The 23,314-nt window shown below is 64.9% G+C and carries 17 protein-coding genes, 1 tRNA gene and 1 pseudogene; 8 read left to right on the top strand and 11 right to left on the bottom strand.

Features of this window, described 5'->3' with window-relative positions; genetic code table 11:
* Positions 1-52: 52 nt before the first annotated feature.
* Complete coding sequence (locus IVB18_RS25840) at positions 53-292, bottom strand: hypothetical protein (RefSeq protein ID WP_247983248.1); 240 nt, start codon at positions 290-292, stop codon at positions 53-55.
* Between the two features lie 83 nt (positions 293-375).
* Between IVB18_RS25840 and IVB18_RS51680 the strand changes: the two are divergent.
* Positions 376-537: pseudogene (locus IVB18_RS51680) on the top strand (helix-turn-helix domain-containing protein); the annotation flags it as partial.
* A gap of 54 nt (positions 538-591) precedes the next feature.
* Here the strand turns inward: IVB18_RS51680 and IVB18_RS25830 are convergent.
* From IVB18_RS25830 to IVB18_RS25815, 4 genes are all read right to left on the bottom strand, one after another.
* Positions 592-909 (bottom strand): hypothetical protein, encoded by a 318-nt coding sequence (locus IVB18_RS25830; RefSeq protein ID WP_247983247.1) that lies wholly within the window; start codon positions 907-909, stop codon positions 592-594.
* Between the two features lie 553 nt (positions 910-1,462).
* Positions 1,463-1,538: transfer RNA gene (locus IVB18_RS25825), tRNA-Lys, on the bottom strand.
* A gap of 342 nt (positions 1,539-1,880) precedes the next feature.
* A complete protein-coding gene (locus IVB18_RS25820) occupies positions 1,881-4,550 on the bottom strand; it encodes a glycosyltransferase (protein ID WP_247983246.1) in 2,670 nt (889 codons plus the stop codon).
* A 215-nt stretch (positions 4,551-4,765) separates the two neighbouring features.
* Positions 4,766-5,356 carry a beta-1-3, beta-1-6-glucan biosynthesis protein gene (locus IVB18_RS25815; RefSeq protein ID WP_247983245.1) on the bottom strand — a complete coding sequence of 197 codons (591 nt, stop codon included), beginning with the start codon at positions 5,354-5,356 and terminating at the stop codon, positions 4,766-4,768.
* Positions 5,357-5,580: 224 nt separating this feature from the next.
* Between IVB18_RS25815 and IVB18_RS25810 the strand changes: the two genes are divergently transcribed.
* Positions 5,581-7,245: a beta-(1-6) glucans synthase gene (locus IVB18_RS25810; RefSeq protein ID WP_247983244.1), complete on the top strand. Its 1,665-nt coding sequence runs from the start codon at positions 5,581-5,583 to the stop codon at positions 7,243-7,245.
* Here the strand turns inward: IVB18_RS25810 and IVB18_RS25805 are convergent.
* Together IVB18_RS25805 and IVB18_RS25800 are read right to left on the bottom strand one after the other, a co-directional pair.
* Positions 7,205-7,585, bottom strand: coding sequence for a hypothetical protein (locus IVB18_RS25805; protein ID WP_247983243.1), 381 nt, complete (start codon positions 7,583-7,585; stop codon positions 7,205-7,207). The genes IVB18_RS25810 and IVB18_RS25805 overlap by 41 nt on opposite strands.
* Positions 7,586-7,700: 115 nt before the next feature.
* Complete coding sequence (locus IVB18_RS25800) at positions 7,701-9,035, bottom strand: hypothetical protein (protein ID WP_247983242.1); 1,335 nt, start codon at positions 9,033-9,035, stop codon at positions 7,701-7,703.
* A gap of 172 nt (positions 9,036-9,207) precedes the next feature.
* Here IVB18_RS25800 and glmU point away from each other — a divergent pair, with 172 nt between their 5' ends.
* The gene (gene glmU, locus IVB18_RS25795) at positions 9,208-10,575 is read left to right on the top strand and encodes a bifunctional UDP-N-acetylglucosamine diphosphorylase/glucosamine-1-phosphate N-acetyltransferase GlmU (RefSeq protein WP_247983241.1); all 1,368 of its coding nucleotides are present in this window, start codon (positions 9,208-9,210) and stop codon (positions 10,573-10,575) included.
* Between the two features lie 6 nt (positions 10,576-10,581).
* Here glmU and IVB18_RS25790 read toward each other — a convergent pair whose 3' ends face one another.
* Positions 10,582-10,800, bottom strand: coding sequence for a hypothetical protein (locus IVB18_RS25790; RefSeq protein ID WP_247983240.1), 219 nt, complete (start codon positions 10,798-10,800; stop codon positions 10,582-10,584).
* 1,010 nt (positions 10,801-11,810) lie between these two features.
* On the opposite strand from IVB18_RS25790, the gene glmS reads away from it, so the two are divergent.
* The 3 genes from glmS to IVB18_RS25775 all read left to right on the top strand — a co-directional run bounded on the left by glmS (position 11,811) and on the right by IVB18_RS25775 (position 15,469).
* Positions 11,811-13,637 (top strand): glutamine--fructose-6-phosphate transaminase (isomerizing), encoded by a 1,827-nt coding sequence (glmS, locus tag IVB18_RS25785; RefSeq protein ID WP_247983239.1) that lies wholly within the window; start codon positions 11,811-11,813, stop codon positions 13,635-13,637.
* An 89-nt stretch (positions 13,638-13,726) separates the two neighbouring features.
* A complete protein-coding gene (locus IVB18_RS25780; protein ID WP_247983238.1) occupies positions 13,727-14,500 on the top strand; it encodes a DUF502 domain-containing protein in 774 nt (257 codons plus the stop codon).
* A 105-nt stretch (positions 14,501-14,605) separates the two neighbouring features.
* Positions 14,606-15,469, top strand: a complete 864-nt coding sequence (locus IVB18_RS25775) for an NAD(P)-dependent oxidoreductase (protein WP_247983237.1) — start codon at positions 14,606-14,608, stop codon at positions 15,467-15,469.
* A 58-nt stretch (positions 15,470-15,527) separates the two neighbouring features.
* Here IVB18_RS25775 and IVB18_RS25770 read toward each other — a convergent pair whose 3' ends face one another.
* The 3 genes from IVB18_RS25770 to recG form a co-directional block, all read right to left on the bottom strand.
* A complete protein-coding gene (locus tag IVB18_RS25770) occupies positions 15,528-16,178 on the bottom strand; it encodes a glutathione S-transferase family protein (protein WP_247983236.1) in 651 nt (216 codons plus the stop codon).
* A 74-nt stretch (positions 16,179-16,252) separates the two neighbouring features.
* On the bottom strand, positions 16,253-16,786 hold the full coding sequence (locus IVB18_RS25765) for an AAA family ATPase (protein ID WP_247983235.1): 534 nt from the start codon (positions 16,784-16,786) through the stop codon (positions 16,253-16,255).
* A gap of 108 nt (positions 16,787-16,894) precedes the next feature.
* A complete protein-coding gene (gene recG / locus IVB18_RS25760; protein WP_247983234.1) occupies positions 16,895-19,003 on the bottom strand; it encodes an ATP-dependent DNA helicase RecG in 2,109 nt (702 codons plus the stop codon).
* A 218-nt stretch (positions 19,004-19,221) separates the two neighbouring features.
* On the opposite strand from recG, the gene IVB18_RS25755 reads away from it, so the two are divergent.
* Both IVB18_RS25755 and mfd read left to right on the top strand, forming a co-directional pair.
* Entirely contained in the window at positions 19,222-19,512 is a 291-nt protein-coding gene (locus IVB18_RS25755; RefSeq protein WP_247983233.1) for a succinate dehydrogenase assembly factor 2, read from the top strand.
* A complete protein-coding gene (mfd, locus tag IVB18_RS25750) occupies positions 19,509-23,027 on the top strand; it encodes a transcription-repair coupling factor (protein WP_247983232.1) in 3,519 nt (1,172 codons plus the stop codon). Before IVB18_RS25755 ends, mfd begins: the two co-directional genes overlap by 4 nt.
* Positions 23,028-23,314: the final 287 nt, after the last annotated feature.

The following is a 23,314-nucleotide window of genomic DNA, read 5'->3' as shown; positions in this document are numbered from 1 at the left end:
GCCTATCGGCAGGATTAGTTCCGACGACAAGAATTTGGCCGGGTGAAGTCCGTCACTTCGAGGCGTGGTCGATCTTGTGGCCCAAATGCCCGGTGTCGTGGTCGCGACGCAACTGGCTCAGCGACGTCTCGTTCAACTGAGGCAAGACCTCACTGAGTTGGGTCGCATCCGGGTAACCGGCCGCAAAACCCTTTCCATAGATCTTGCGCAGCGTACCGACCAGCGTGTTGCCGTGCTTCTTGCTGATCGCGCCATCCTTGTCATGGCGGCCATCCAGGCCCGGTTCCTTCATGTTTCTCTCCCTGCGGTGCGTCTTAAGCGCCCGGACAGCGTGCGCCGATCGGAGTTGATTGGCAACGGAGTGGCGCGTGGGAGTTGATCAAGCGTGCTGAAGAGGGTGGTGGCGTTCTGCCTGTGGCCCGCAAGCTTGGGATATCGCGCAAGCTTCTGCATGACTGGATCAAGGCGTGGAAGGCGCACGGCCCCGAGGGGCTGAACCGCAAGCGTGGGCCGAAGCCTGGCCCCCGCAAGCTCAAGCCGCTGCAGACGGACGATAAGAAGCACTTCAGCTGCGCTTTGCGAATCTGTTCCTCAGTGCCTCGCCGCTCTCTCCAGGAATTCCAGCATGGAGGGTGCCACGTCCTCGAACTCGACGAAGCGACGGCGCAGCTCATCCGCGATATCCGCGGTCACATCGCGCGACCATCCCTCGGTCGTGTTGAAGGCCACGATGCGAGCGGGACGAATGTAATGGCCTTCGATCAGGTGCCGCAGCAGAGTCGCACGATTGCCGTCCTCTTCTGCCGTTTCGGACCAGGCCCGCCCGAGACGGCCGCCAAAGTCCTCAAGCACAATATAGACATCGTGGTTTGCCGCACTCTGCGGCACGATGGATGGAGACTGACCCATGAGAACGCCGCTGACTAGAGTTCCCTTCAGGATCGAACCTGACCCCAAACGGTCGAAAAGGCTATGGCAAAAAAGGATTAGGCCGCGTGACTGGCCCCGGCCGGGCCGTATCCGCCTTCATGGCGCCTTCGCGCTGCCGCAGTTGCCGCCCGCCGTTCGCGCATGACGTGGTTGCGATGACACGGACGGGCCAAGCAGCTTGACGCGCAAGGGTGGGTGGGAATTCAGTGCACTGGCCTCCGCAATACAAGGCAAACAAGCCCCCGGGCCGTGAGAAAACTTCCACACAAAGGCTGGCGACCTCAGTGGCCCCGCGCTTAGTCTAGGTCGTTCGCTTGGCACAACAACTCGTGTGAACCAGTTCACAAGCGTTCACAGAGTTTGCTGCTATCTGCACGTCATTGCTTGACCAATTCATATTTTGAACGAAACGCCCCAGTGCCGCTCCAAGCGCTGGGGTTTTTCGTGCTTGCGAGCCAGACCGTAGCGGGACACGCCTGCAGCTCTTTGCAAAGAGATGCGCTACTTCTTCGTCGAACGGTTTAGATCTGCTTGGTGAGCGCGCTGGGGCTCGAACCCAGGACCCCGTGATTAAAAGTCACGTGCTCTACCGGCTGAGCTACGCGCTCCCATGGCCGCTGATGGCACTATAGATCGATCGCCATCGTCTTCGGTCATTTCGAGAAGCATGTCTTGCCGCTACGTTTCAATCGCGTCGCGGGGAAAGCCGGTGAGGCTGTTTCCGGATCATGCTTTCGGCCCGCGCTGTGTAGGGGGATGGGGCGCTGAGGTCAATAGCGGGAGTGATTGCCGAAGTTCGTGGCAGAAGCGGGGATTCGTCCGGCGTTTCCGTAGCTTACCAGGGGATTTTCAACCCGGTTGGCGGTCGTCATCCACGCCGAACATCGAGACGCCTTGCGGGCGCAGGGGTCTCGCCCCGCGCCTCGACCTGCGCCCTGGCCGAGGCGCAGTTAGTTCGTCTCCCGCCGGACCTCGTTCGGCAGCGGCTGCGACGTGCCGGCGGATGTCGGCAGCGCGACTGGGCGCAGGCCGATCAGCTCGGCGGAGCGGATCGCGCTGTCGCGCCAGAACTGGAACGAGTTGATGCGGCTGAGCTCGAGGATGGCGATCGCGACCGCGGCCAGGAACGGCAGGCTTTGCAGCACCAGCACGCCGGCGAAGATGTAGATCTCGGTGATCTGCCGATAGCTGTTGGAGGCGATCAGCACGCCGGCGCCGATCAGCAGCAGCGCGCCGATCACCGCCTCCCAGAACGCCTGGAACTCGATCGACATCCGCGATAGGCCGCCCTTGGAGGTGCGCGCGAACGCAATGTGCTCGGTGATCAGGCCCTGCGCGACCGCGCGCGACACCGTCCACTGCACGCTCATCGCAGCGATCATGGCACCCAGCATCTGGCCGGGTTTGATCGCGACGCGCGCACGGTACATCGACAGGAAGTGCGCGAGCGAGACGACGAACGCGCCAATGATCGGCAGCGTCAGGATCTTGTCTGGGATCGCGATGTCGGCAAAAGCGACGATCGGCACCCAGACGAGGTTGAGCAGCGCCACGACCACGCCGAGGCTTTCGGCCCCAAGCCAGTTCAGCCAGCCCAAACCGTATTCGCGCTTCTGGTCGGGCGTCAGTCGGCTCCTTCCGGGCAGGAAGTGCCGCCAGTGCTTCTTCACGATCTGAAGGCCGCCATAGGCCCAGCGGTGACGCTGCTTCTTGAAGGCTTCGTAGGTGTCGGGGAGCAGGCCCTGGCCGTAGCGGTGATTGGTGTAGTGCGTGACCCAGCCGAGCTCCTGGATCGCGAGGCCGAGATCGCTGTCCTCACAGATCGTATCGGACGACCAGCCGCCGGCCATGTCCATCGCGGCGCGGCGGATCAGGCACATCGTGCCGTGCACGATGATGGCGCTGACCTCGTTGCGCTGGACCATGCCGATGTCGAAGAAGCCGGCATATTCGCCGTTCATGATGTAGTGCATGATCGACAGGTCGCCGTCGCGATGCTCCTGCGGTGCCTGCACGAGACCGACGCGCGGATCGGCGAAGGCCGGCACCAGGTCCTTCAGCCAGTCGGGATCGACGACATAGTCGGCATCGAGGATGCCGATGATTTCGGCATCCGCAGCGGTGCGGTCCATTGCGATGCGCAGCGCGCCGGCCTTGAAACCCTGCACCTTCTCGGCGTTGATGAACTTGAAGCGTTCACCGAGCGCGCGGCAGTGATCCTGGATCGGCTGCCAGAAGGCGGGATCGGGCGTGTTGTTGATGATGACGACGCATTCGTAGTTCGGGTAGTTCAGCCGCGACAGCGCATCGAGCGTCTGCTTCAGCATCTCGACCGGCTCGAAATACGCCGGAATGTGGATCGAGACCTTCGGGTAGTAATTCTCGGGCACGTCGGCGACCGGCTTGTCCTTGCTGAGCAGCCGCTGCGGCGGCCGGCCAAAGGCGACCGCCGCGATTTCGTCGATCCGCGCCATCGCGATCAGCACGAGCGGAACAAGGAGGATCATGCCGAGCGTCAGCGCGAAGGCCGAGCCGAAGATGAAATAGTGCCCGTTCCAGAACGCGAATACGGTCGCGGCCCAGGCGCCGACACCGTTCGCGGTCGCCGACAGCAGGAAGGCCTGCCGCGCGGTTGGCTGCTGCAGCCGCAGGATCGGCAGCGACAGCAGGACGCCGACCAGCAGTGCGATCGTCATCAGCTTCCAATAGTCGGGATTTTCCACCGGGCCGGTCCAGGCGAATTTCGGCTCGCGGCTGGCGTTGAGGATGCCCCAATACGGGCCGACGCCGCCTTCGAAGTACTTCCAGGGCTGATCGATGGCTTCGACGATGTTGTATTCCATGCCGATGGCTTCGGCGCGGCCGACGAAGTTGCGCAGCGTCAGCGCCTGCTGGAACGGACCCGGATCGGCGTTGCGCAGATTGTAGCCCGCGCTCGGCCAGCCGAACTCGGCGATCACGATGCGCTTGCCGGGAAACAAATTGCGCAAAAGGTTGTAGCGGTCGACGGCCTGGTCGACCGCCTGGTCCGAGCGGAAGTTTTCCCAGTAGGGCAGCACGTGGGCGGCGATGAAATCGACGTTGGATGCGAGGTCCGGATTGTCGCGCCAGATGTTCCAAATCTCGCCGGTGGTCACCGGCACGCGGACCGCGCTCCTGACCCTCTTGATCATCTCGATGAGGTCTTCGACCTTTTGCTCGCCGCGATAGATCACCTCGTTGCCGACAACGACGCCGTTCACGTTGCTGTTCTTGCGGGCGAGCTCGATGGCGGCCTTGATCTCGCGCTCGTTGCGATCCTTGTCCCTGTCGATCCAGGCGCCAACGGTGACCTTGAGGCCGAACTCGGCGGCGATCGGCGGCACCAGTTCCACGCCGCCCGTGGACGAATAGAGGCGGATCGCGCGCGTCATGGTGGACAGCGTCTTCAAGTCGGCGCGGATTTTCTCGACGGTCGGGGTGTTGTCGATGTCGGGGTGGGCCGCGCCCTCAAACGGTGCGTAGGACACGCTGGGCAACAGGCCCCTGAAGTCGGGCGCTGGTTCCCTGTCGCGCAAGACTCCCCAGAGGCCGGCGTGGAGCGCGGACACGAGCAACAGGACGGCGGCGACAACGCGCATCGCGGCTAAACCAAAAGGGGCTGAGGTGGCAGGGCAGCGGATCCGCCCCCGAGATCCGACCGAGTCCGCGGCAAATGGAGCATACCTCTGCCGCGCGGTTTCACAACTGTCATGGCCTCATGACCGTATAAGGGCATGGCCCATTTCGGAATACGCGGCAGTGCCAATCGCTTCTATCGCCAATCGTTCCTGAACGGAGGCTGAAACGATCGCGGCTATTTCGGGGGCGCCGGTGACGGGCTTGCCGCCGGCGAGGGGCTCGCGGCTGGCTGCGGCTGCGCATTGCCGGCGGTCGGCGCGGCCGGCTGCGAGGCGGTGGCCGCCGCCTGCTGCGGCTGCGACGCCGGGTTGATCCAGCAGGCGTGCACACGGCTATCCAGGGTCTCGGCGACCTTGGGGTCGATCTGTCCGCCGAACCGGGTCAGGCAGCGGAAGGCGGCCTGGATATGGCCGCCGGGGCAGCCGAAGCGATCGTAGAGGTCGAGATGGCGGAACGCGGTATCGAGGTCATCCCGCCACATCAGCCGCACCACGCGTCGGCCGAGCCAGACGCATTCGGGGTTGCCGGCGGGGCCGCTGATGACTTGCGCTGCTTCCGCAAACTCGTCGGTGCGGCGCTGGTTCTGGGCCGTATCCTTGGCGGCATCGGCGGGCTGCGCGGCTGCCTTGCCCTGGTCAGGGGCGGGAGCGCCGCTCTGGGCGGAGGCGCCACCGAGACCGATCAGGATGACAAGGGAGGAGACGGCCAAGGTGGCGGCGAACTGCCGCAGGACCGCATTTCGTAACTCGAACACCCGTTGCCGCATGAATTCCCCAATATATCCGCTGACCGTCCGCGTAAGGACCTCGCGGACGCGCAGGTGATGGCGTCCAAATGGGTCTCCAATGCGGCGGAAAAGTCCCGCAAAATCCCATGGCCTGAATTTCGAATTTTGTCCAGCAAAGTCACGATGCTAGGCCCCGGTCGAACGGCCGCAGCCAAATTCCTCAGGGGAGGGACGGGTCGGCTCCGCGGTCACCCCCTTGGCAGATGGCGCGCGAGCAGGTAATCGACGGACCCTCGCGGAGGATGGAACCGATTTCTCTTCGTACGCCATTGGCGCTTCTGCTCGTTTCCCTGGGTGCGATTGCTGCCGTGTGGTGGTGGCTGGGCACGCCGATCACGCTCGCGCGCGCCCCGATCGATCCGGCCGACAAGGTCCAATGCGTGTCCTACGCGCCGTTCCGCGGCGAGCAGTCGCCGCTGAACGCATGGACCCATATCGAGGCCGATCAGATCGAGCAGGACTTGCGCCAGCTCAAGGAGATCACGGACTGCGTCCGTACCTATTCGATGGAGAACGGGCTCGACCAGGTGCCGGCGATCGCGGCCCGGATCGGCGGGCTGAAGGTGCTCCAGGGCATTTGGCTCTCGAGCAACCGCGCCAAGAATTTTGAGCAGGCTGCGCTTGCCGTCCGCCTCATCAAGGATTTCCCCGGAATCATCACCGCGGTCGTCGTCGGCAACGAGGTGCTGCTGCGCGGCGAGATGACAACCGGCGACCTCGTGTCCATCATCCGCTCGGTGAAGGCGCAGGTCAGCGTGCCCGTCACCTATGCCGACGTCTGGGAATTCTGGCTCAGGAATCGTGAGATCTATGACGCCGTCGACTTCGTCACGATTCACATCCTGCCCTATTGGGAAGACATTCCGGTGCGCGCGAAATTCGCGGCCGCCCATGTCGAACAGATCCGCGAACGGATGGCCGTGGCGTTTCCCGGCAAGGAGATCCTGATCGGCGAGACCGGCTGGCCGAGCGAGGGGCGCATGCGCGAGGGCGCGCTGCCGTCGCGCACCAACCAGGCGCGGGTGGTCTCGGAAATCCTGAGCCTTGCGAAAGCGCAAAAATTCCGCGTCAACCTGATCGAGTCCTACGACCAGCCGTGGAAGCGCAAGCTCGAAGGCACGGCCGGCGGCTATTGGGGCCTATTCGACTCCGTGCGCCGGCAGGTCAAATACCCGCCGGGCGAGCCGATCAGCAATTTCCCGTACTGGAAATGGTACATGGGCGCCGGCATGGGCTTGAGCGTGCTGGTGTTCGCGGTCGCCGGCCTCACGCTGCGCCGGCGGCCATGGACTCCTCGCTTCTCGGCCTGGCTCGGTGTCGGCATCTCGGCGACGTCAGCCGGCATCCTGCTTGGGATCGGCGCTGACAAGATGTACTATGAGAGCTACGGCGTCAGCGGCTGGCTGCACTGGGGCGCGCTGCTCCTGGCCGGCATCCTGTCGCCGATCTTCTGCGCGCAGGCGCTCGTCATCGGCCGCAGCCTGCCGACCTTCCTCGATCTGCTCGGCCCGAGCGAGGGGCGAAAATGGTCGAAGCTCACGGCCGTGCTCGGCCTGACGCTGGCCGTGACCGCGGTGATCGCGGCGGAGACCGCGCTCGGCTTCGTGTTCGACCCGCGCTACCACGATTTCCCCTACGCCTCGCTGACGATGGCGGTGGTGCCGTTCGCGGTGCTGATGCTGAACCGGCCGCAGATCGGCCAGCGTCCGATTGCGGAGTCCGTCTTCGCAGGCCTGCTCGCGCTGGCGGCGGCGTATATTCTCGTCAACGAAGGCCGCGAGAACTGGCAGTCGCTGTGGACCTGCGCGATCTACCTGCTGTTCGCGCTCACGCTGTGGCGGGCGCGGGCCGCGCAAATCCAAGGATGAGCAGGCCGATCGCAAGGCCCGACAGCACCACGTTGTAGAGCACGATGCCGAGGCCGGCGGCGATGATGCCGACGGTCAAGAGCACGATCGAGGGCCGCATCAGGTTCAGCGTCGCAACCACCAGCGCGACGATGCCGAACACCGAATTCTTGAACAGCACCGTCGAGACCGAGCGCGCCTTGCAGATCAGGGTCTGGAGCCCGGCGTCGCAGGCGAGCCCGACCTGCGAGTTTTCGATTCCGAGATAGCGCAGATAGAGCGCATAGCCGACGCTGGCGAAGCCGACGACGATCAGGAACTGCACCTGGTAGGGCGAGAGGCGGAAGGGCTTTTTTGTCATGGGGGCAATATGGTCGGGAAGGCCGACGCGAGCAACAGGGGGAGTAAAAGTTTCTCACGAGCTTGCGTGAGAACCTTCAGCCATTCCGCTGAAGAATTGCCGCTTTCGAGTTAAGCTACCGCCTGAAGAACGACGACAACGTAGATCCCGCTGACGCGGTCTCCGGCTTGGCCGGGGCAGCCGGTTGCGCTGCAGGTGCAGGTGCAGTCGCGGGCTCCTCGCGCTTCGAGCGTTTTGAGGAATAGCTGCGGCGGTGCTTGTCCGGCTTGGCGCTGGGCGCAGGCGTCGGCGCAATCTCGGCTTGCGGCACGGCGTCCTGGCTTTTCTCCGAGTTCTTCTCCGAACTCTTGTCTTGCCCCTTTTCCTGCCCGCGCATCGACAGGCGCTGGCCGTCGAACACCGTGGTCTCGCAGTGGCGGTCGTTCTCGGCGAGGCCGGCGCAGAGCTTTGCTGCTGCCGCGGCATTGATCAGCGGGCCGGCGCCGAGGCGAAGCTGCATGCCGAGACCGGCGTTGCCTTCCTTGATCATGATGATCGGCCGCAGCGCCGCGACCTCGGGATTAGATTTAGTCAGGCCGCGCCAGAGTGCGCGCAGGCCGTCGAGCGAGTTCGCGCCGCCGAGATCGATGGCGAAGCGCGTCTGCTGAACTGCGATTGAAGGGGCTTCGCTCTCGGCCGCTTCCGGCGGCATGGCCGGTGCGGCGGCGACTTCGGTGGGGGCGGGCGCCGGTTCGGGCTTCGTCTCGGTCGCCTCGGGCTGAATCAGTTTCGATGCAGCGGGATCAGGCGGCGCCATGATCGACTTGGATCGCACCAGCGGAAGCATCGGCAGTGCCGACGTCGTCAGCGGCACGAGCGAGGCTGCGGTTTGCGGCGGCAGGCTCGGCTGGTTCTTTGCAGCGTCCTTCACAGACTCCTTGGCGGGGTCTGCGCGAGGCTTGTCACTGGCCGGGGCGGCTATCGAGGCGACTGGTGCGACGCTGGGTGCTGCGGGCACAGGCTGCGCGGCGGCCACCGGCGTGTCCTGCGGCTTCGACGCGGATGCTTGCGGTGACGCGGCGTTCTGCTTGGCGATGGCGCCGGTGACGGAATCGAGCCCTTGCTCCAGCACGGTGACGCGCGAATAGAGCCGGTCGCGATCGGTGTTCAACGTCTCGATGGCTGAGGCCAGGCGACGGGCTTCGTTCTGGCTTTCCTTCGTCAGCATCTGGAGCCGCTCTGCCTGGCGCGAAAGATCGACGGAGGCGACCTGGTCGCGCCGCCAGCCGAGCTGGGCCTGATTGGCTATCACGGCAATCACGACGGCGCCGACGGCCGCCACGCCCCACGAGCCCAGTCGCCACATCGTACCGCGGTCGAACGTGCTTTCTTCGGCCAAAAGTCCGGAGAACAGTCCGCCGGTCTCTTTGGTGCCGAAGGCATCCGCCAGTGGGTCGGAATCCTTTGCCATGAACGTTAAGTGCCCAGCCCTGTCTGGCTTCCCCGAATCAATCAGGGAACATTAACAGGAAAAGTGTGCCGCACTTGAACTCCGGGCGTTTGCGGGGGTAGCAAGGCGATAGCTTATGACGGCATCGGCCCCGCCGACGCCAATCGATTCGGCCGTATTTGACAGGATTTTGATGACCGCCCGCTCAAGCCTCACGATCGTGCTCGCCGCCGGCGAAGGCACGCGCATGCGATCGAGCCTGCCAAAAGTGCTGCATCCCGTAGCACACCAGACGCTCCTCGCCCACGTGCTCGCCGCCGCGCCGCAGGGAACCGGCACCTCGCTCGCCGTCGTGATCGGCCCCGACCACCAGGCGGTCGCGGATGAGGCACGGCGGATCCGCCCTGACGCGCTCACCTGCGTGCAGGCCGAGCGGCTCGGCACCGCGCATGCCGTGCTGGCGGCGCGCGAGGCGATCGCGGCGGGCGCCGACGATCTCCTGATCGCGTTCGGCGATACGCCGCTGATTTCGGCCGAGACCTTTGCGCGGCTGCGCGCGCCGCTCGCCAAGGGCGCCGCGATTGCCGCGCTCGGCTTCCGCGCCGCCGACCCCACTGGCTACGGCCGCTTCATCGTCGAGGGCGACCGCCTGGTCGCGATCCGCGAGCAGGCCGATGCCAGCGCCCAGGAGCGCAAGATCGATCTCTGCAATGCCGGCGTGATGGCGATCGACGGGCGCCGCGCGCTCGCAATCCTGGACAAGATCGGCAATGCGAATTCCAAGGGCGAATATTATCTGACGGACGCGGTCGGCATCGTCCGCGAACAGGGATGGGAGTCCGTGGTGATCGAGACCAGCGAGGACGAAGTGCGCGGCATCAACACCAAGGCGCAGCTTGCGGAAGCGGAAGCCGTCATGCAGGCGCGGCTGCGGAAAGCCGCGATGGAAGCCGGCGTCACGCTGATCGCGCCCGAGACCGTCTATCTCGCCGCCGACACCGTGTTCGGCAACGACGTGACGATCGAGCCGTTCGTGGTGATCGGCCCGGGCGTGTCGATCGCCGACGGCACGGTGATCCATTCCTTCTCGCACATCGTCCAGACCACGCTAGGCAAGAACGTCTCGATCGGTCCGTATGCGCGCTTAAGGCCCGGCACCTCGCTCGGCGACGGCGCGCGCATCGGCAATTTCGTGGAGACCAAGGCCGCGACGCTGGAGGCCGGCGTCAAGGTCAACCATCTCTCCTACATTGGGGACGCGACCATCGGCGCCAATTCCAACATCGGCGCCGGCACCATCACCTGCAACTACGACGGCTTCAAGAAGCACAAGACCACGATCGGGCAGGGCGCCTTCGTCGGCACGAACTCCTCGCTGGTCGCACCGGTCAAGATCGGCAACGGCGCCTATATCGGCTCGGGCTCGGTGATCACGCGCGACGTGCCCGACGACGCCATGGCGCTCGAGCGCAGCCCGCAGACCATCCGCGAAGGCGGCGCTGCGCGCTATCGCGAGATGAAGACGGGCGGGAAGAAGATCGAGAAGAAGCCGGAAAAATGAGCGGCGCTATTCGTCGTCGTCGAATTCCGAGAAGATCGCGCGCGTCAAGCGCCAGCCGCGCGCCTTGGCACGCTTCGCCGGTTCGCCGGCGGCGTGCTTGACGAAGACAGGCTTGCTTTCCTTGCCGCGCTGGGGCGGCGGCCAATGCGCAAGGTGCGTGCCCGTGGTCTCACTGGCGTGCACAGACATTGACGACAGGCCTTTGCGGTCGGACGAGCCTTTCATGGCCTTGATCTCCCGGTGGGAATGGTTGGCCAAACTTGTTGACAACAAGTTAATGCACGCGGTTTAAGGCCGGCCAATTCGACGCAGGCGAGGCGCGCCGCCGGCTGCCCTCACTGCAATCGATAATTTGCCAGCCGCGCCGGGCCACGCTTGATGGCGGGGTATCGCTAGCTGGGCAAAGACGGCCCCGGCCGTGGGGCTTTTGGGGAATGTGGGCCGGGGCCGCTGGAGGTGCTTGGACCTTGAGGAAGGCCAAGCGATTGGAGCCTACTCGAAGCTCAATGCGCTGTTCTGTTCGTTTCAGCACATTGGCGATACTGTTCCGGACAGGAACAGTGTCTGCGCCGGGTCACCCGCGCGCAAGATCGTGGCGCGCGCCGCCGACAAGGAGGACAAAGCCGCCGATCCGCGCGAGTGTAACCGCTCAGCCACAGTGCCAAAGCAGAAATGCGCGGGCGATCATCGAATGTCGGAATCCGGACCGACTGCCCGCAGGAAGTTTTCTCTAATCGGTCCATTGCTTTGGACCTACGATTTACTTCCGATCGGCCCGGCCCTCGTGCCGGGCTTTTCGTTAGGTGTCCTAATTTCCCGAAACGAGTGTCCTAATTAGGACAGTACCGATCGTCCGTTCAGTCTCGGCGAGCAAGAGACCATGAACGAGAACGCGGTCGGCGAGTGGGACGCGGTCGAGAAGCGCACGGCCAAGAAGGTCGCCAGCAAGCGGGCGGCGCTGGTCGTAGTGGGTTGACAGGCGAGGGCGGTCTGACGATGAAGGCGCCGCCTGCGGGCGGCCTCATTCTTTTTGGAAAATCCGGAATTGCGGGCATTTTCGATGGAACTGGGAAACTCTTCACCAATATCGCCAAAAACCACCGGGGAAACCGTTGAAATCACTGGAATGTACGACAAGGCAATAATTATTGAGTAACTGATTCCTTACGAACTTCGCTAGAAGCTGCACGCGTCGTTTGGATGATTTTTCGACGATTTGGGGGATATTGATCCGCATGTGCGGGATTGTCGGCATTCTCGGGCGCGAGCCGGTTGCAGAGCAATTGGTGGATTCGCTCAAACGTCTTGAATATCGCGGTTACGACTCCGCGGGCGTCGCCACCCTCGAAGGCAGGCATCTCGAGCGCCGTCGCGCCGAGGGCAAGCTGAAGAATCTGGAGGCGCGGCTGCGCGCCGAGCCGTTGAAGGGCACCACCGGCATCGGCCACACCCGCTGGGCCACCCACGGCAAGCCAACCGTGCACAATGCGCATCCGCATGCGACCGAACGCGTCGCCGTGGTCCACAACGGCATCATCGAGAATTTTCGCGAGCTGCGCGAGGAGTTGCAGAAGAAGGGCACGGTGTTCCACACCGAGACCGACACCGAGATCGTGCTGCATCTCGTCGACGATCTGCTTACGCGCGGCAACAAGCCCGTCGAAGCGGTGAAGCAGACGCTGGCACGGCTGCGCGGCGCCTTCGCGCTCGGCTTCATCTTCGCCGGCGAGGACGACCTGATGATCGGCGCCCGCAACGGGCCGCCGCTCGCGATCGGCTATGGCGACGGCGAGATGTATCTCGGCTCCGACGCCATCGCGCTTGGCCCGTTCACCGACACGATCAGCTATCTCGAGGACGGCGACTGGGTCGTGCTGACCCACAAGAGCGCTGCGATCTTCGACAAGGACAGCCACGCCGTCCAGCGCGACAAGATCAAGCACGCCGCCGCGACCTCGCTGGTCGACAAGGCCAACTACCGCCACTTCATGGCGAAGGAGATCCACGAGCAGCCCGAGGTGGTCGGCCACACCCTGGCGCGCTATGTCGACATGGCGACCGAGCGCGTCTCGCTGCCTGTCAAGCTTCCGTTCGACTTCAAGAACATCCAGCGCATCAACATCACCGCTTGCGGCACCGCGAGTTACGCCGGCTTCGTCGCAAAATACTGGTTCGAGCGTTTTGCGCGCGTGCCGGTCGAGGTCGATGTCGCCTCCGAATTCCGCTACCGCGAGGCGCCGCTTCGCAAGGGCGATCTCGCGATCGTCATTTCGCAGTCGGGCGAGACCGCCGACACGCTGGCCGCGCTGCGCTACGCCAAGGACCAGGGCGTGCACACGGTCGCCGTCGTCAACGTGCCGACCTCCACGATCGCGCGCGAGAGCGAGACCGTGCTGCAAACGCTGGCCGGGCCCGAGATCGGTGTCGCCTCGACCAAAGCCTTCACCTGCCAGCTTATGGTGCTGGCAAACCTTGCAATTGCAGCCGGCAAGGCGCGTGGCGAACTGTCCGACGAGGACGAGACCAAGCTCGTCCACGGCCTCGTCGAGATTCCGCGCCTCATGGCCGATGCGCTCACCACCGAGCTCCAGATCGAGAAGCTGGCGCGCGAGATCGCAAAATCCCGCGACGTGCTCTATCTCGGCCGCGGCACCAGCTTCCCGCTCGCGCTCGAAGGCGCACTGAAGCTGAAGGAGATCTCCTACATCCACGCCGAAGGCTATGCCGCAGGCGAGCTCAAGCACGGGCCGATCGCGCTGATCGACGAGACCATGCCGGTCGTCGTCATCGCGCCCTACGACCGGGTGTTCGAGAAGACGGTGTCGAACATGCAGGAGGTCGCCGCCCGCGGCGGCAACATCATCCTGATGACCGACGCCAAGGGCGCGGAGGAGGCGACCGTCGAATCCCTCGTCACCATCGTCATGCCCGACATGGCGGCGGCTTTCACGCCGATGGTCTATGCCATCCCCGTGCAGTTGCTCGCCTATCATACGGCTGTCGTAATGGGCACCGACGTCGACCAGCCGCGCAACCTCGCCAAGTCAGTGACCGTGGAATAGGCAGAAGGGATCGGGCCGGGACGCTTCGTGGTCTTCCAAAACCTGCTAGAAGACCCTAGCTTGAGTGAAGCGACCGACCTGGAACCCGAATGACCGCCCGCCACGATGTGCCTGCGCCTCTGCCTGATCCCATCCCGGAACCACATACCGGCCTGATGGGCCGCTTCCGCAACTATTTCCTCACCGGCCTCGTGGTGACGGGGCCAATTGCAATCACCCTGTATCTGGTCTGGTGGTTCGTCACCTGGGTCGACGGCGTGGTGCGGCCGTTCATACCGCTGGCGTATCGGCCCGAAACCTATATGCCCTACGTCGTCCCCGGCTGGGGACTGATTGTCGCGGTTTTCACGCTGACGCTGCTCGGCTTCCTGACCGCCAACTTGATCGGCCGCACCCTGGTCGATCTCGGCGAGACTTTTGTCGGTCGGATCCCGGCGGTGCGCGCGATCTACCGCGGCTTGAAACAGGTGTTCGAGACGCTGTTCTCGGGCAAGGGCTCGAGCTTCCGCAAGGTAGGCCTGGTCGAGTTTCCGTCGCCGGGCATGTGGTCGATCGTGCTGATCTCGCAATCGCCGAATGAAGACGTCGCCCGCAGTCTGCCGGGCCAGGAGGAGCACGTCTCGGTGTTCCTGCCGTGCTCGCCGAACCCGACCACCGGCTTCTTCTTCTACGTGCCCAAGAGCAAGATCATCGAAGTTGACTTGAGTGCCGAGGACGCCGCGACGCTGATCATGTCGGCCGGCGTGGTGCAGCCGGGCTCGGCGCCGGACCAGAAGAAGGCGGCCGCGCTCGCCGGCATGGCGAATGCCGCGCGCATCGCCAATGCGTCCACGCTCCAGCCCGAGCCTGCGAAGGTGGAGTAGGGCCATTCCCCTGCGGGATGGCCGCGGTCACGCAGGCGTTCGCATCCTCTGCTAGTCTTCCAGTCGAACCGAGCCCATCGCTCGGAATTCGAACTGGAGTGCACGATGTCCCCAACGATAGCGATCCTTGCACCGGGCGCCATGGGCAGCGCGGTGGCGCGTCGTCTCAGCGAGAATGGCGCGCGCGTGCTGACCTCGTTGAAGGGACGGAGCGAGGCGACGCTGAAACGGGCGGCTGACGCCGGCATGGTCGGCGCCGAGGATGATGCGATTGCGGAGGCCGACATCATCCTTTCGATCGTGCCTCCGGGCGAGGCCGTGGCGCTCGCGGAGCGGCTGGCCGCGCTGATCGTCAGGCGCGAGAAGAAGCCGGTCGTGGTCGATTGCAACGCCGTCAATGTCGACACCGTGCTGCGGATCGAGCAGATCATCGGTTCGGCACAGGCCCGCTTCGTCGATGCCGGCATCATCGGTTTCCCGCCGCAGCCCGGCGGCAAGAGCCCGGCCTTCTACCTGTCTGGCGAGCACGTCAAGGATGTCGCGATGCTCAAGCAGCTCGGCCTCGACGTGCGGATCGTCGAGGGCCCGGTCGGCGCGGCGTCGGCACTCAAGATGTCGTATGCCGGGATCGTCAAGGGTCTTGCCGGCATCGGCTCGGCGATGGTGGTCGCGGCAACGAAAGCCGGCGCGGCGGATGCGCTGCGCGACGAGCTCGCGCTGAGCCAGCCCGCGGTCTTGGCGCGGCTCGAAGTCGCGCTGCCGGACATGATCCCGAAAGCCTATCGCTGGGTCGCGGAGATGCGGGAGATTTCCGGCTTTCTCGGCCCGGATCATCCGGCCAGCCAGATCTACGAAGGTTTTGCGCGCTGGTTTGAGCATCTGGCCGAAGATGCGAAAGGCGAGGCGGCGGATGCGGCGCTGCTGAAGGCGTTCGCCGCGAGCATCGCGCAGAAAAAAGGCTCGGGTTAGGACCCGTGAACTGAACGAAGAACTCGGATGGCGACTTCGAGACCAGGACGGACCTCAATCAGCCGGTTGGCTCGCCGGTGTTAAGCGCCAATTGTGCGGCGAAGGCTCGCTTGTAGGCGGGCCGCGCTTCGCCGCGGGCGACATAGGCGGCCAGGTTCGGATAGGCGTCGAGAAGGCCGGATGGTTTCAGCCTGAGCAGTACAGACACCATCATCAGGTCGCCGGCGCTGAACCCGCCATCGAGCCAGTCTGCGCTGCCAAGGCGAGCGGAAAGTTGCTTCAACCGGTCGCGGATGCGATCCTCGACCAGAGGCAGGCGCTCCTTACTCCAGGGCTTATCGCCCTCCAGAAGCCTGGCGGTTACGAGTTCAAGGATCGCCGGCTCCACCGTGCTGAGCGCGGCAAACATCCATGTGATCGCGCGCGCCCGCGCATCGGCATCGTCCGGCAGCAGGCCCGCATGGCGCTCGGCGATATGGAAGACGATCGACCCTGTCTCGAACAGGGCGAGATCGCCTTCCTCGTAGGTCGGAATCTGGCCGAAAGGATGCAGCGCCAGATGCGCAGGCTCCTTCATCGCACGAAACGAAACCGGGCGAACCTCGTAGGGTTGGCCCACTTCTTCAAGTGCCCAGCGAACGCGCGTATCGCGGGCCAATCCCTTGCCGCCATCGGGTGACCGTTCAAAGGCGGTAATGGTGATGGTCATCGTGAGACGTCTCCCTGGCGAAAATCACCGGCTGCGCAGCTGGCAAGCTGTCGCCGCAAACCGCGTCACCGCGATTAATCACGCGCCGCGTGAACCTGTACTGAAACGGAATCCAGAAAATCCTCGATGTCCCGGTCGCTTCTCAGGCGCAGGACCGGGACGTCCGCGCCATACTGCACGCGCTCGGTCTCGATGACAGGCGCCCGTTCCGTGTCGTAGCGCCACGCCTCCCGCATCAATTTCCAGTCGAATTGCTCCGGAGACCCCTCTGGCAAGTCGGACCGCGTCTTGTCGCGATCGAAGGCCGAACGCCAGAGAATGCGCCACTGGCAGAGCCAGCGCGGGCGGTCGATGACGACCAGACTATCAGCGCGCGCGAGTGTGATATCGAAGGCCAGCCCCGAGAAGCTGCCGTCGACGATCCACGTTTCGCCCGCGATAGCCTCCGCGACGCGTGCCCGAAAGCTTGTCTTGTCGGATGGCTTCCAGCCCGGCCGCCAGTAGAGCACGTCGAGATGCACCACCGGCAGGGCGAGCTTTCGCCCGAGCTTCAGGGCGAGGCTGGTCTTTCCGCTTCCCTGGCAGCCAACAACGATGATCCGGCGCATGGTCGGAGGGTTTCATAAAATCAGCCTCAATGAAAGATTGCGTTGCCACGTGCACTCCCTCTCCCGTAAGAACGGGGCGAGGGAGCGTGCCGTCGGCGCGGCCGCAGATCAACCCGCCCCAATCAGCGGGATCGCCTCGTCCCGCTCGTAGAGATACAGCAGGCACCTTAGTGCTTCGCCGCGCTCGCCCTTCAGCTTCGGATCGTCCTTCATGATGCGCAGCGCCTCGTCGCGGGCCTGCGTGATGAGCTGGCCGTGCACCTCGGAACGCGCGATGCGGTAGCCGGGCAGGCCGCTCTGGCGTACGCCCAGCACGTCGCCTTCGCCGCGCAGCTTCAGGTCCTCCTCGGCGATACGAAAGCCGTCGGTGGTCTCACGGATCACCTTCAGCCGCGCTTTCGACATCTCACCGAGCGGCTCGCTGTAGAGCAGCAGGCAAGTGGAGGCTTCCGAGCCGCGCCCGATGCGGCCGCGCAACTGGTGCAGCTGCGCGAGACCAAAGCGCTCGGCGTTCTCGATCACCATGATGGTGGCGGCCGGCACGTCGACGCCGACCTCGACCACGGTGGTCGCAACCAGGAGTCCGATCTCGTGGGTGGCGAACTGGCCCATCACGCGGTCCTTTTCCGTGCCCTTCATCTGGCCGTGAACGAGCCCGACACGGTCGCCGAAACGTTTTTGCAAGCTCTCGAAACGTTTCGTCGCATTGGTCAGGTGCTCGGTGCCCTCGGCCTCGGATTCCTCGACCAGCGGACAGATCCAGTAGACCAGCTTGTCGGCGTGAAGCGCGCGGCCGATGCTGTCCGTGACCTCGTCGAGGCGGCTCATCGATATCGTGCGGGTTTCGATCGGCTGGCGACCCGCCGGCTTCTCGCGCAGTTCGCTGATGTCCATGTCGCCGAAATAGGTCAGCACCAGCGTGCGCGGGATCGGCGTCGCGCTCAGCACCAGCACGTCGACGGCTTCGCCCTTCGAGGTCAGCGCCAGGCGCTCGCGCACGCCAAAACGGTGCTGCTCGTCGACGATGGCGAGCGCGAGATCGCTGAAGATCACGTCGTCCTGGATCAGGGCGTGGGTGCCGACGAGCAGGTCGATCTCGCCCTCTGCAAGTTGCGTGATGATCTCGCGCCGCTCCTTGCCCTTTTCGCGGCCGGTGAGGATCGCGACCCGCATGCCGGCGCGCTCGGCGAGCGGGGCGATGGTCTTGATGTGCTGGCGCGCCAGGATTTCGGTTGGCGCCATCAGCGCGGCCTGCTTGCCGACCTCAGTGACGGCCGCGGCGGCGAGCAGCGCCACCACGGTCTTGCCGGAGCCGACGTCGCCCTGGAGCAGCCGCAGCATGCGCACCGGCTGCTTCAGATCGTCAGCGATCGCCGCGGCCGCGTCGCGCTGGGAGGGCGTCAATGAATAGGGCAGGGCGTCGATGATCTTGTTGCGGAGATGCCCGTCGCCGGCATTGCGCACGCCGGCCGGGCGGCGCAATTGCGCGCGGATCAAGGCAAGGGCGAGCTGTCCGGCCAGCAATTCGTCGAAGGCGAGGCGCGACCAGTAGGTTTTTTCGGGCAGGATGTCGGTGAGCTCGACCGGCTGGTGCACGCGGGTGAGCGCCTCAGTGACCGGTGGAAAATTGCAGCGGCGCAGCACGTCGGGGCTGATCCATTCCGGCAAGGCCGGCAGCTTTTGCAGCGCCTGCGCGACCGCGCGGCGGAGCGAGCCGAGCGCCAGCCCCTCAGTGAGCGGATAGACGGGATCGATGCCGGAGAGCTTTGCGATGGCCTCCTCATCCAGCACGCGGTCGGGATGCACGATCTGCGGAGTGCCGTCATACATCTGGAGCGTGCCGGAGACGAAGCGCTTCTCGCCCACCGGCAGCAGCTTTTCGACATAGCCGGGCTTTGCGCGAAAGAACGTCAGCACGACGTCGCCGGTGTCGTCGCCGGCATAGACCAGATACGGCGCGCGTGCATTGCGCGGCGGGGGCGGACGGTGGCGGTCGACGGTGACCTCGAGCGTCACCATGGTTCCCTGGACGGCGTCGCGAATCTTCGGCCGCGCGCGGCGGTCGATGACCTGGCTCGGCAGGTGCAGCAGCAAATCGACCAGCCGGGGTGTCTCATCGCGGCTGAGCAGATAGCGCAGCAGCCTGTCCTGCTTCGGACCGACGCCGGGAAGGCTGGTCACGGGAGCAAACAGCGGATTGAGCAGGCTGGGGCGCATGACAGGAATCTAGGACTGTTTCCGCCCGTCATGCCCGGCTTTATGCCGGGCATCCACGTCTTTTTTCACGGCTCCGCGTGGGGAGCCGGGAGAAGGTGCGGCCATGAGGAAACGAGGGCTTGAACTGTCGCAACAAAGGGCTGACAGCGGCGGTTCGAGTGGCTATATCACCCCGGCCCGGCACGTCCGGGCTTTTGGCGTTTGACTGGAATCGAGACATGACGGGAACGACACGATCGAGCGACGGCCTGGACGAGCGCCGCAAGCGGATTCTGTTCCGCTGCTGGCATCGGGGCACCCGCGAGATGGACCTGATCCTCGGCCGCTTCGCGGATGCCGAGATCGGCAACCTCTCCGATGACGAGCTGACCGAGCTCGAGCGCCTGCTCGAGGTCAACGATCCCGACCTCTATGCCGCCATCACGGGCGACAGGGTGCTCTCGGCTGACGTCACGGGCGCGCTATTTGCCCGCATCAAGGCGTATCCGATCGCGGACGGCAACGCATGAAACAGCCGTCGAAATCGCCGGCCGAGCTGCTCACGCCCGGCCGCGCGCTGACGCTTGCCAATGTCGCCGAAGGCGCCGAGGGCCTGGTCATCTCGGATCTCGCGCGCGCCATCGCCGCCCGGCCGAAGAAGCCGGCTGTCAGCCTTGCGGTCATCTGCCGCGATGGCCCGCGCATGCAGCAGCTCGAACGCGCGCTGCAATTCTTCGCGCCCGATCTGCCGGTGCTCCAGTTCCCGGCCTGGGACTGCCAGCCCTATGACCGCGTCTCGCCCCATGGCGGCATCCTGGCGCAGCGCCTGACCACGCTGGCCCGGCTTGCCTCGCTGACCGGCAGCGACAAGCCGCTGATCGTGCTGACCACGGTGAATGCCATCGTGCAGCACGTGCCGACGCGCGATCTGGTCGCGGCGCAGGCGCTGTCGGTCGCGCCCGGCAACGTCGTGCCGATGGACACCATCGTCGCCTGGCTCGAGCACAACGGCTACAACCGTTCCTCGACCGTGCGCGAGCCCGGCGAATATGCCGTGCGCGGCGGTATCCTCGATCTCTTCCCGGCGGGCCTCGATCAGCCCGTCCGCTTCGACTTTTTCGGCGACAGCCTGGAATCGATCCGCTCCTTCGACGCCGAGACCCAGCGCACGCTGCTCGACATGCGCTCGCTCGATCTGGTGCCGATCTCCGAATTCCAGCTCGTCACCGACACCATCCGCCGCTTTCGCATGGGCTATGTCGCCGAGTTCGGCGCGCCCGAGCGTGACGATGCGCTTTATGAGGCCGTCAGCGAAGGCCGCCGCCATCCCGGCATGGAGCACTGGCTACCGCTATTCCAGGACCGGATGGACACGCTGTTCGACTATCTGCAAGGCGCGGCTGTCGCGATCGAGCCGCAGGCCGAGGACGCCGTGCGCGAGCGCTTCAAGCAGATCGTCGACTACTACCAGGCCCGGCGCGATGCGATGGAGCATCCGGGCGGCGGCGCCATCTACAAGCCGTTGCCGCCGGACCGGCTCTATCTGACCGAAGACGAGTGGGGCAAGCGGCTTGGCGACGTCCCGCTGGCGCGGCTGACGCAGTTCTCCGTGCCGGCCGACGGCGCGAGTGTCGTCGATGCCGGCGCACGCAAGGGCCGCGACTTCGCGCCGGAGCGCAACGACACCACCGTGAATGTGTTCGAGACCGTCGTCGCGCATGTGATGGCGTTGCATGCCCAGCGCAAGAAGGTTGTGATCACGCTGTGGACCGAAGGTTCGCGCGACCGCATGACTTCGATGCTGCGCGACCACAAGCTGACCCACACCACCAGTGTCAACAGCTGGCGGACGGTGCAGGCCACCCCGCGCAACGAGACCATGCTCGCCGTGCTCGGCCTTGAAAGCGGTTTCGAGACCGACGAGATCGCGCTGATCAGCGAGCAGGACATCCTCGGCGACCGCCTGGTGCGGCCGCGCAAGGCGAGCCGCAAGCTCGACAATTTCATCTCGGAAATCACGAGTCTGGCGGCCGGCGACATCGTCGTGCACGTCGACCACGGCATCGGCCGCTTCATCGGCCTCCAGACCCTCGACGTCGCCGGCGCGCCGCATGACTGCCTCGAGCTGCACTATGCCGCCGAGACCAAGCTGTTCCTGCCGGTCGAGAACATCGAGCTGTTGTCGCGCTACGGCTCCGACCAGACCACGGTCGAGCTCGACCGTCTCGGCGGTTCTGGCTGGCAGACCCGCAAGGCCAAGCTGAAGAACCGCATCCGCGAGATCGCGGGCGAGTTGATCAAGATCGCCGCCGAGCGCCATTTGCACGAGGCGCCAAAGCTGCCGGTGCAGCCGGGCCTCTATGACGAGTTCTGTGCGCGCTTCCCCTATGACGAGACCGAGGACCAGCTGGGGGCGATCGAATCCACGCTGAAGGATCTCGAACTCGGCCGTCCCATGGATCGGCTGATCTGCGGCGACGTCGGCTTCGGCAAGACCGAGGTGGCATTGCGCGCAGCCTTTGCGGTCGCGCTCGAAGGCAAGCAGGTTGCGGTGGTCGTCCCGACCACGCTGCTCGCGCGCCAGCATCACAAGACCTTCATCGACCGCTTCCGCGGCTTCCCGGTGCAGGTGGAGCAGGCCTCGCGCCTGATCCCGGCCAAGCAGCTCAACCAGGTCAAGAAGGGCATCACCGACGGTTCGGTCGACATCGTCGTCGGCACCCATGCGCTGCTCGGCAAGGCGATCAAGTTCCGCGACCTCGGCCTCGTCATCGTCGACGAGGAGCAGCATTTTGGCGTCACCCACAAGGAGCGGCTGAAGCAGCTGCGCGCCGAGGTGCATGTGCTGACGCTCTCGGCGACGCCAATCCCGCGCACGCTTCAGTTGGCGCTCACCGGCGTCCGCGAGCTTTCGATCATTGCATCGCCTCCAGTCGATCGCCTGGCGGTCCGCACCTTCGTCGCCCCGCACGATCCCCTGATGATCCGCGAGGCGCTCTTGCGCGAGCGCTATCGCGGTGGCCAGGCGTTCTACGTGGTGCCGCGCATCGACGACCTCGCCGAGGTCAAGGATTTCCTCGACAAGAACGTGCCGGAGATGAAGGTCGCGGTCGCGCACGGGCAGATGCCGCCCGCGGTGATCGAGGACATCATGACCGCGTTCTACGACGGCAAGTTTGACCTCCTGGTCTCGACCACCATCGTGGAGTCCGGCCTCGACATCCCGAACGCCAACACCTTGATCGTGCATCGCGCCGACATGTTCGGCCTGGCCCAGCTCTATCAGCTCCGCGGCCGCGTCGGCCGCTCCAAGCTGCGCGCCTATGCGCTGTTCACGCTGCCGTCGCAGCAGAAGATCACGGCGCAGGCCGAGCGCCGCCTCACCGTGCTGCAATCGCTGGAGACGCTCGGCGCGGGCTTCCAGCTCGCCTCGCACGACCTCGACATCCGCGGCGCCGGCAATATCCTGGGCGAGCAGCAGTCCGGCCACATCAAGGAGGTCGGCTTCGAGCTCTATCAGTCGATGCTGGAGGAGGCGATCGTCAACCTCAAGGCCGGCGTCTCCGAGCCCGCGGCGGACCGCTGGTCGCCGTCGATCACCATCGGCATGCCGGTGCTGATTCCGGAGGATTACGTCGGCGACCTCTCGGTGCGGCTGTCGCTCTACCGGCGCCTCGCCGATCTCGACAGCGAGGAGGAGATCGAGAATTTTGGCGCCGAAATGCGCGACCGTTTTGGCGTGCTGCCGGACGAGGTGCGCTACCTCTTCAAGGTCGCCGCGATCAAGGCGTTCTGCCGCCAGGCCAATGTCGGGAAGATCGATGCCGGCCCGAAGGGCGCCGTGATCGCCTTCCGCGACAGTTCATTCGCGCATCCCGATCGCCTGGTGTCGTTCATCCGCAGCCACGGCCAGGCTGCGAAGGTGCGGCCCGACATGAAGGTGGTATTCTTCCAGGACTGGGAGACACCGGAAGAGCGGCTCGCCGGCACCACCGAGATCATGCGCCAGCTGGCGCAGCTCGCGCAAAGCAAGAAGGCGGCGTAGGGCGCGCGAGGCCAAGCGAGGTGCCGTAGCGTGGGCAAAGCGAAGCGTGCCCACTACTTGTCGTTGTTGCGGAAAGATGGTGGGCACGGCGCAAGTGCGCCTTTGCCCACCCTACAGGATCGGGGATTGCGGGATCGAAGGCGAAGCAGGCTCCATCCGGCGCCTAAGACCGAGACCGCCCCAGGGGGCCCCCTTCAATTTTGGTCCGCGAGAAGGACAAATTCAGAAGCCTGCTCGATAAGTCCATACGAATTTCGCCATCTAATCGCATGGCGACCGACCGCTTA

This window comes from Bradyrhizobium sp. 186, assembly GCF_023101685.1.
In the GTDB taxonomy this organism is placed as follows: Bacteria; Pseudomonadota; Alphaproteobacteria; order Rhizobiales; family Xanthobacteraceae; genus Bradyrhizobium.
Note: the sequence above shows the minus strand (reverse complement) of the source record. Positions and strands in the feature narration are given on the sequence as shown.

Excerpts from the sequence above, each read along its gene's own strand:
- IVB18_RS25820 (WP_247983246.1), bottom strand. The coding sequence starts at position 4,550 with ATGCGCGTTGTCGCCGCCGTCCTGTTGCTCGTGTCCGCGCTCCACGCC.
- IVB18_RS25770 (WP_247983236.1), bottom strand. The coding sequence starts at position 16,178 with ATGACCATCACCATTACCGCCTTTGAACGGTCACCCGATGGCGGCAAG.
- glmS (WP_247983239.1), top strand. The coding sequence starts at position 11,811 with ATGTGCGGGATTGTCGGCATTCTCGGGCGCGAGCCGGTTGCAGAGCAA.
- IVB18_RS25815 (WP_247983245.1), bottom strand. The coding sequence starts at position 5,356 with ATGCGGCAACGGGTGTTCGAGTTACGAAATGCGGTCCTGCGGCAGTTC.
- IVB18_RS25790 (WP_247983240.1), bottom strand. The coding sequence starts at position 10,800 with ATGAAAGGCTCGTCCGACCGCAAAGGCCTGTCGTCAATGTCTGTGCAC.
- IVB18_RS25800 (WP_247983242.1), bottom strand. The coding sequence starts at position 9,035 with ATGGCAAAGGATTCCGACCCACTGGCGGATGCCTTCGGCACCAAAGAG.
- glmU (WP_247983241.1), top strand. The coding sequence starts at position 9,208 with ATGACCGCCCGCTCAAGCCTCACGATCGTGCTCGCCGCCGGCGAAGGC.
- recG (WP_247983234.1), bottom strand. The coding sequence starts at position 19,003 with ATGCGCCCCAGCCTGCTCAATCCGCTGTTTGCTCCCGTGACCAGCCTT.
- IVB18_RS25780 (WP_247983238.1), top strand. The coding sequence starts at position 13,727 with ATGACCGCCCGCCACGATGTGCCTGCGCCTCTGCCTGATCCCATCCCG.
- IVB18_RS25765 (WP_247983235.1), bottom strand. The coding sequence starts at position 16,786 with ATGCGCCGGATCATCGTTGTTGGCTGCCAGGGAAGCGGAAAGACCAGC.
- IVB18_RS25775 (WP_247983237.1), top strand. The coding sequence starts at position 14,606 with ATGTCCCCAACGATAGCGATCCTTGCACCGGGCGCCATGGGCAGCGCG.
- IVB18_RS25755 (WP_247983233.1), top strand. The coding sequence starts at position 19,222 with ATGACGGGAACGACACGATCGAGCGACGGCCTGGACGAGCGCCGCAAG.
- IVB18_RS25830 (WP_247983247.1), bottom strand. The coding sequence starts at position 909 with ATGGGTCAGTCTCCATCCATCGTGCCGCAGAGTGCGGCAAACCACGAT.
- IVB18_RS25805 (WP_247983243.1), bottom strand. The coding sequence starts at position 7,585 with ATGACAAAAAAGCCCTTCCGCCTCTCGCCCTACCAGGTGCAGTTCCTG.
- IVB18_RS25810 (WP_247983244.1), top strand. The coding sequence starts at position 5,581 with ATGGCGCGCGAGCAGGTAATCGACGGACCCTCGCGGAGGATGGAACCG.
- IVB18_RS25840 (WP_247983248.1), bottom strand. The coding sequence starts at position 292 with ATGAAGGAACCGGGCCTGGATGGCCGCCATGACAAGGATGGCGCGATC.
- mfd (WP_247983232.1), top strand. The coding sequence starts at position 19,509 with ATGAAACAGCCGTCGAAATCGCCGGCCGAGCTGCTCACGCCCGGCCGC.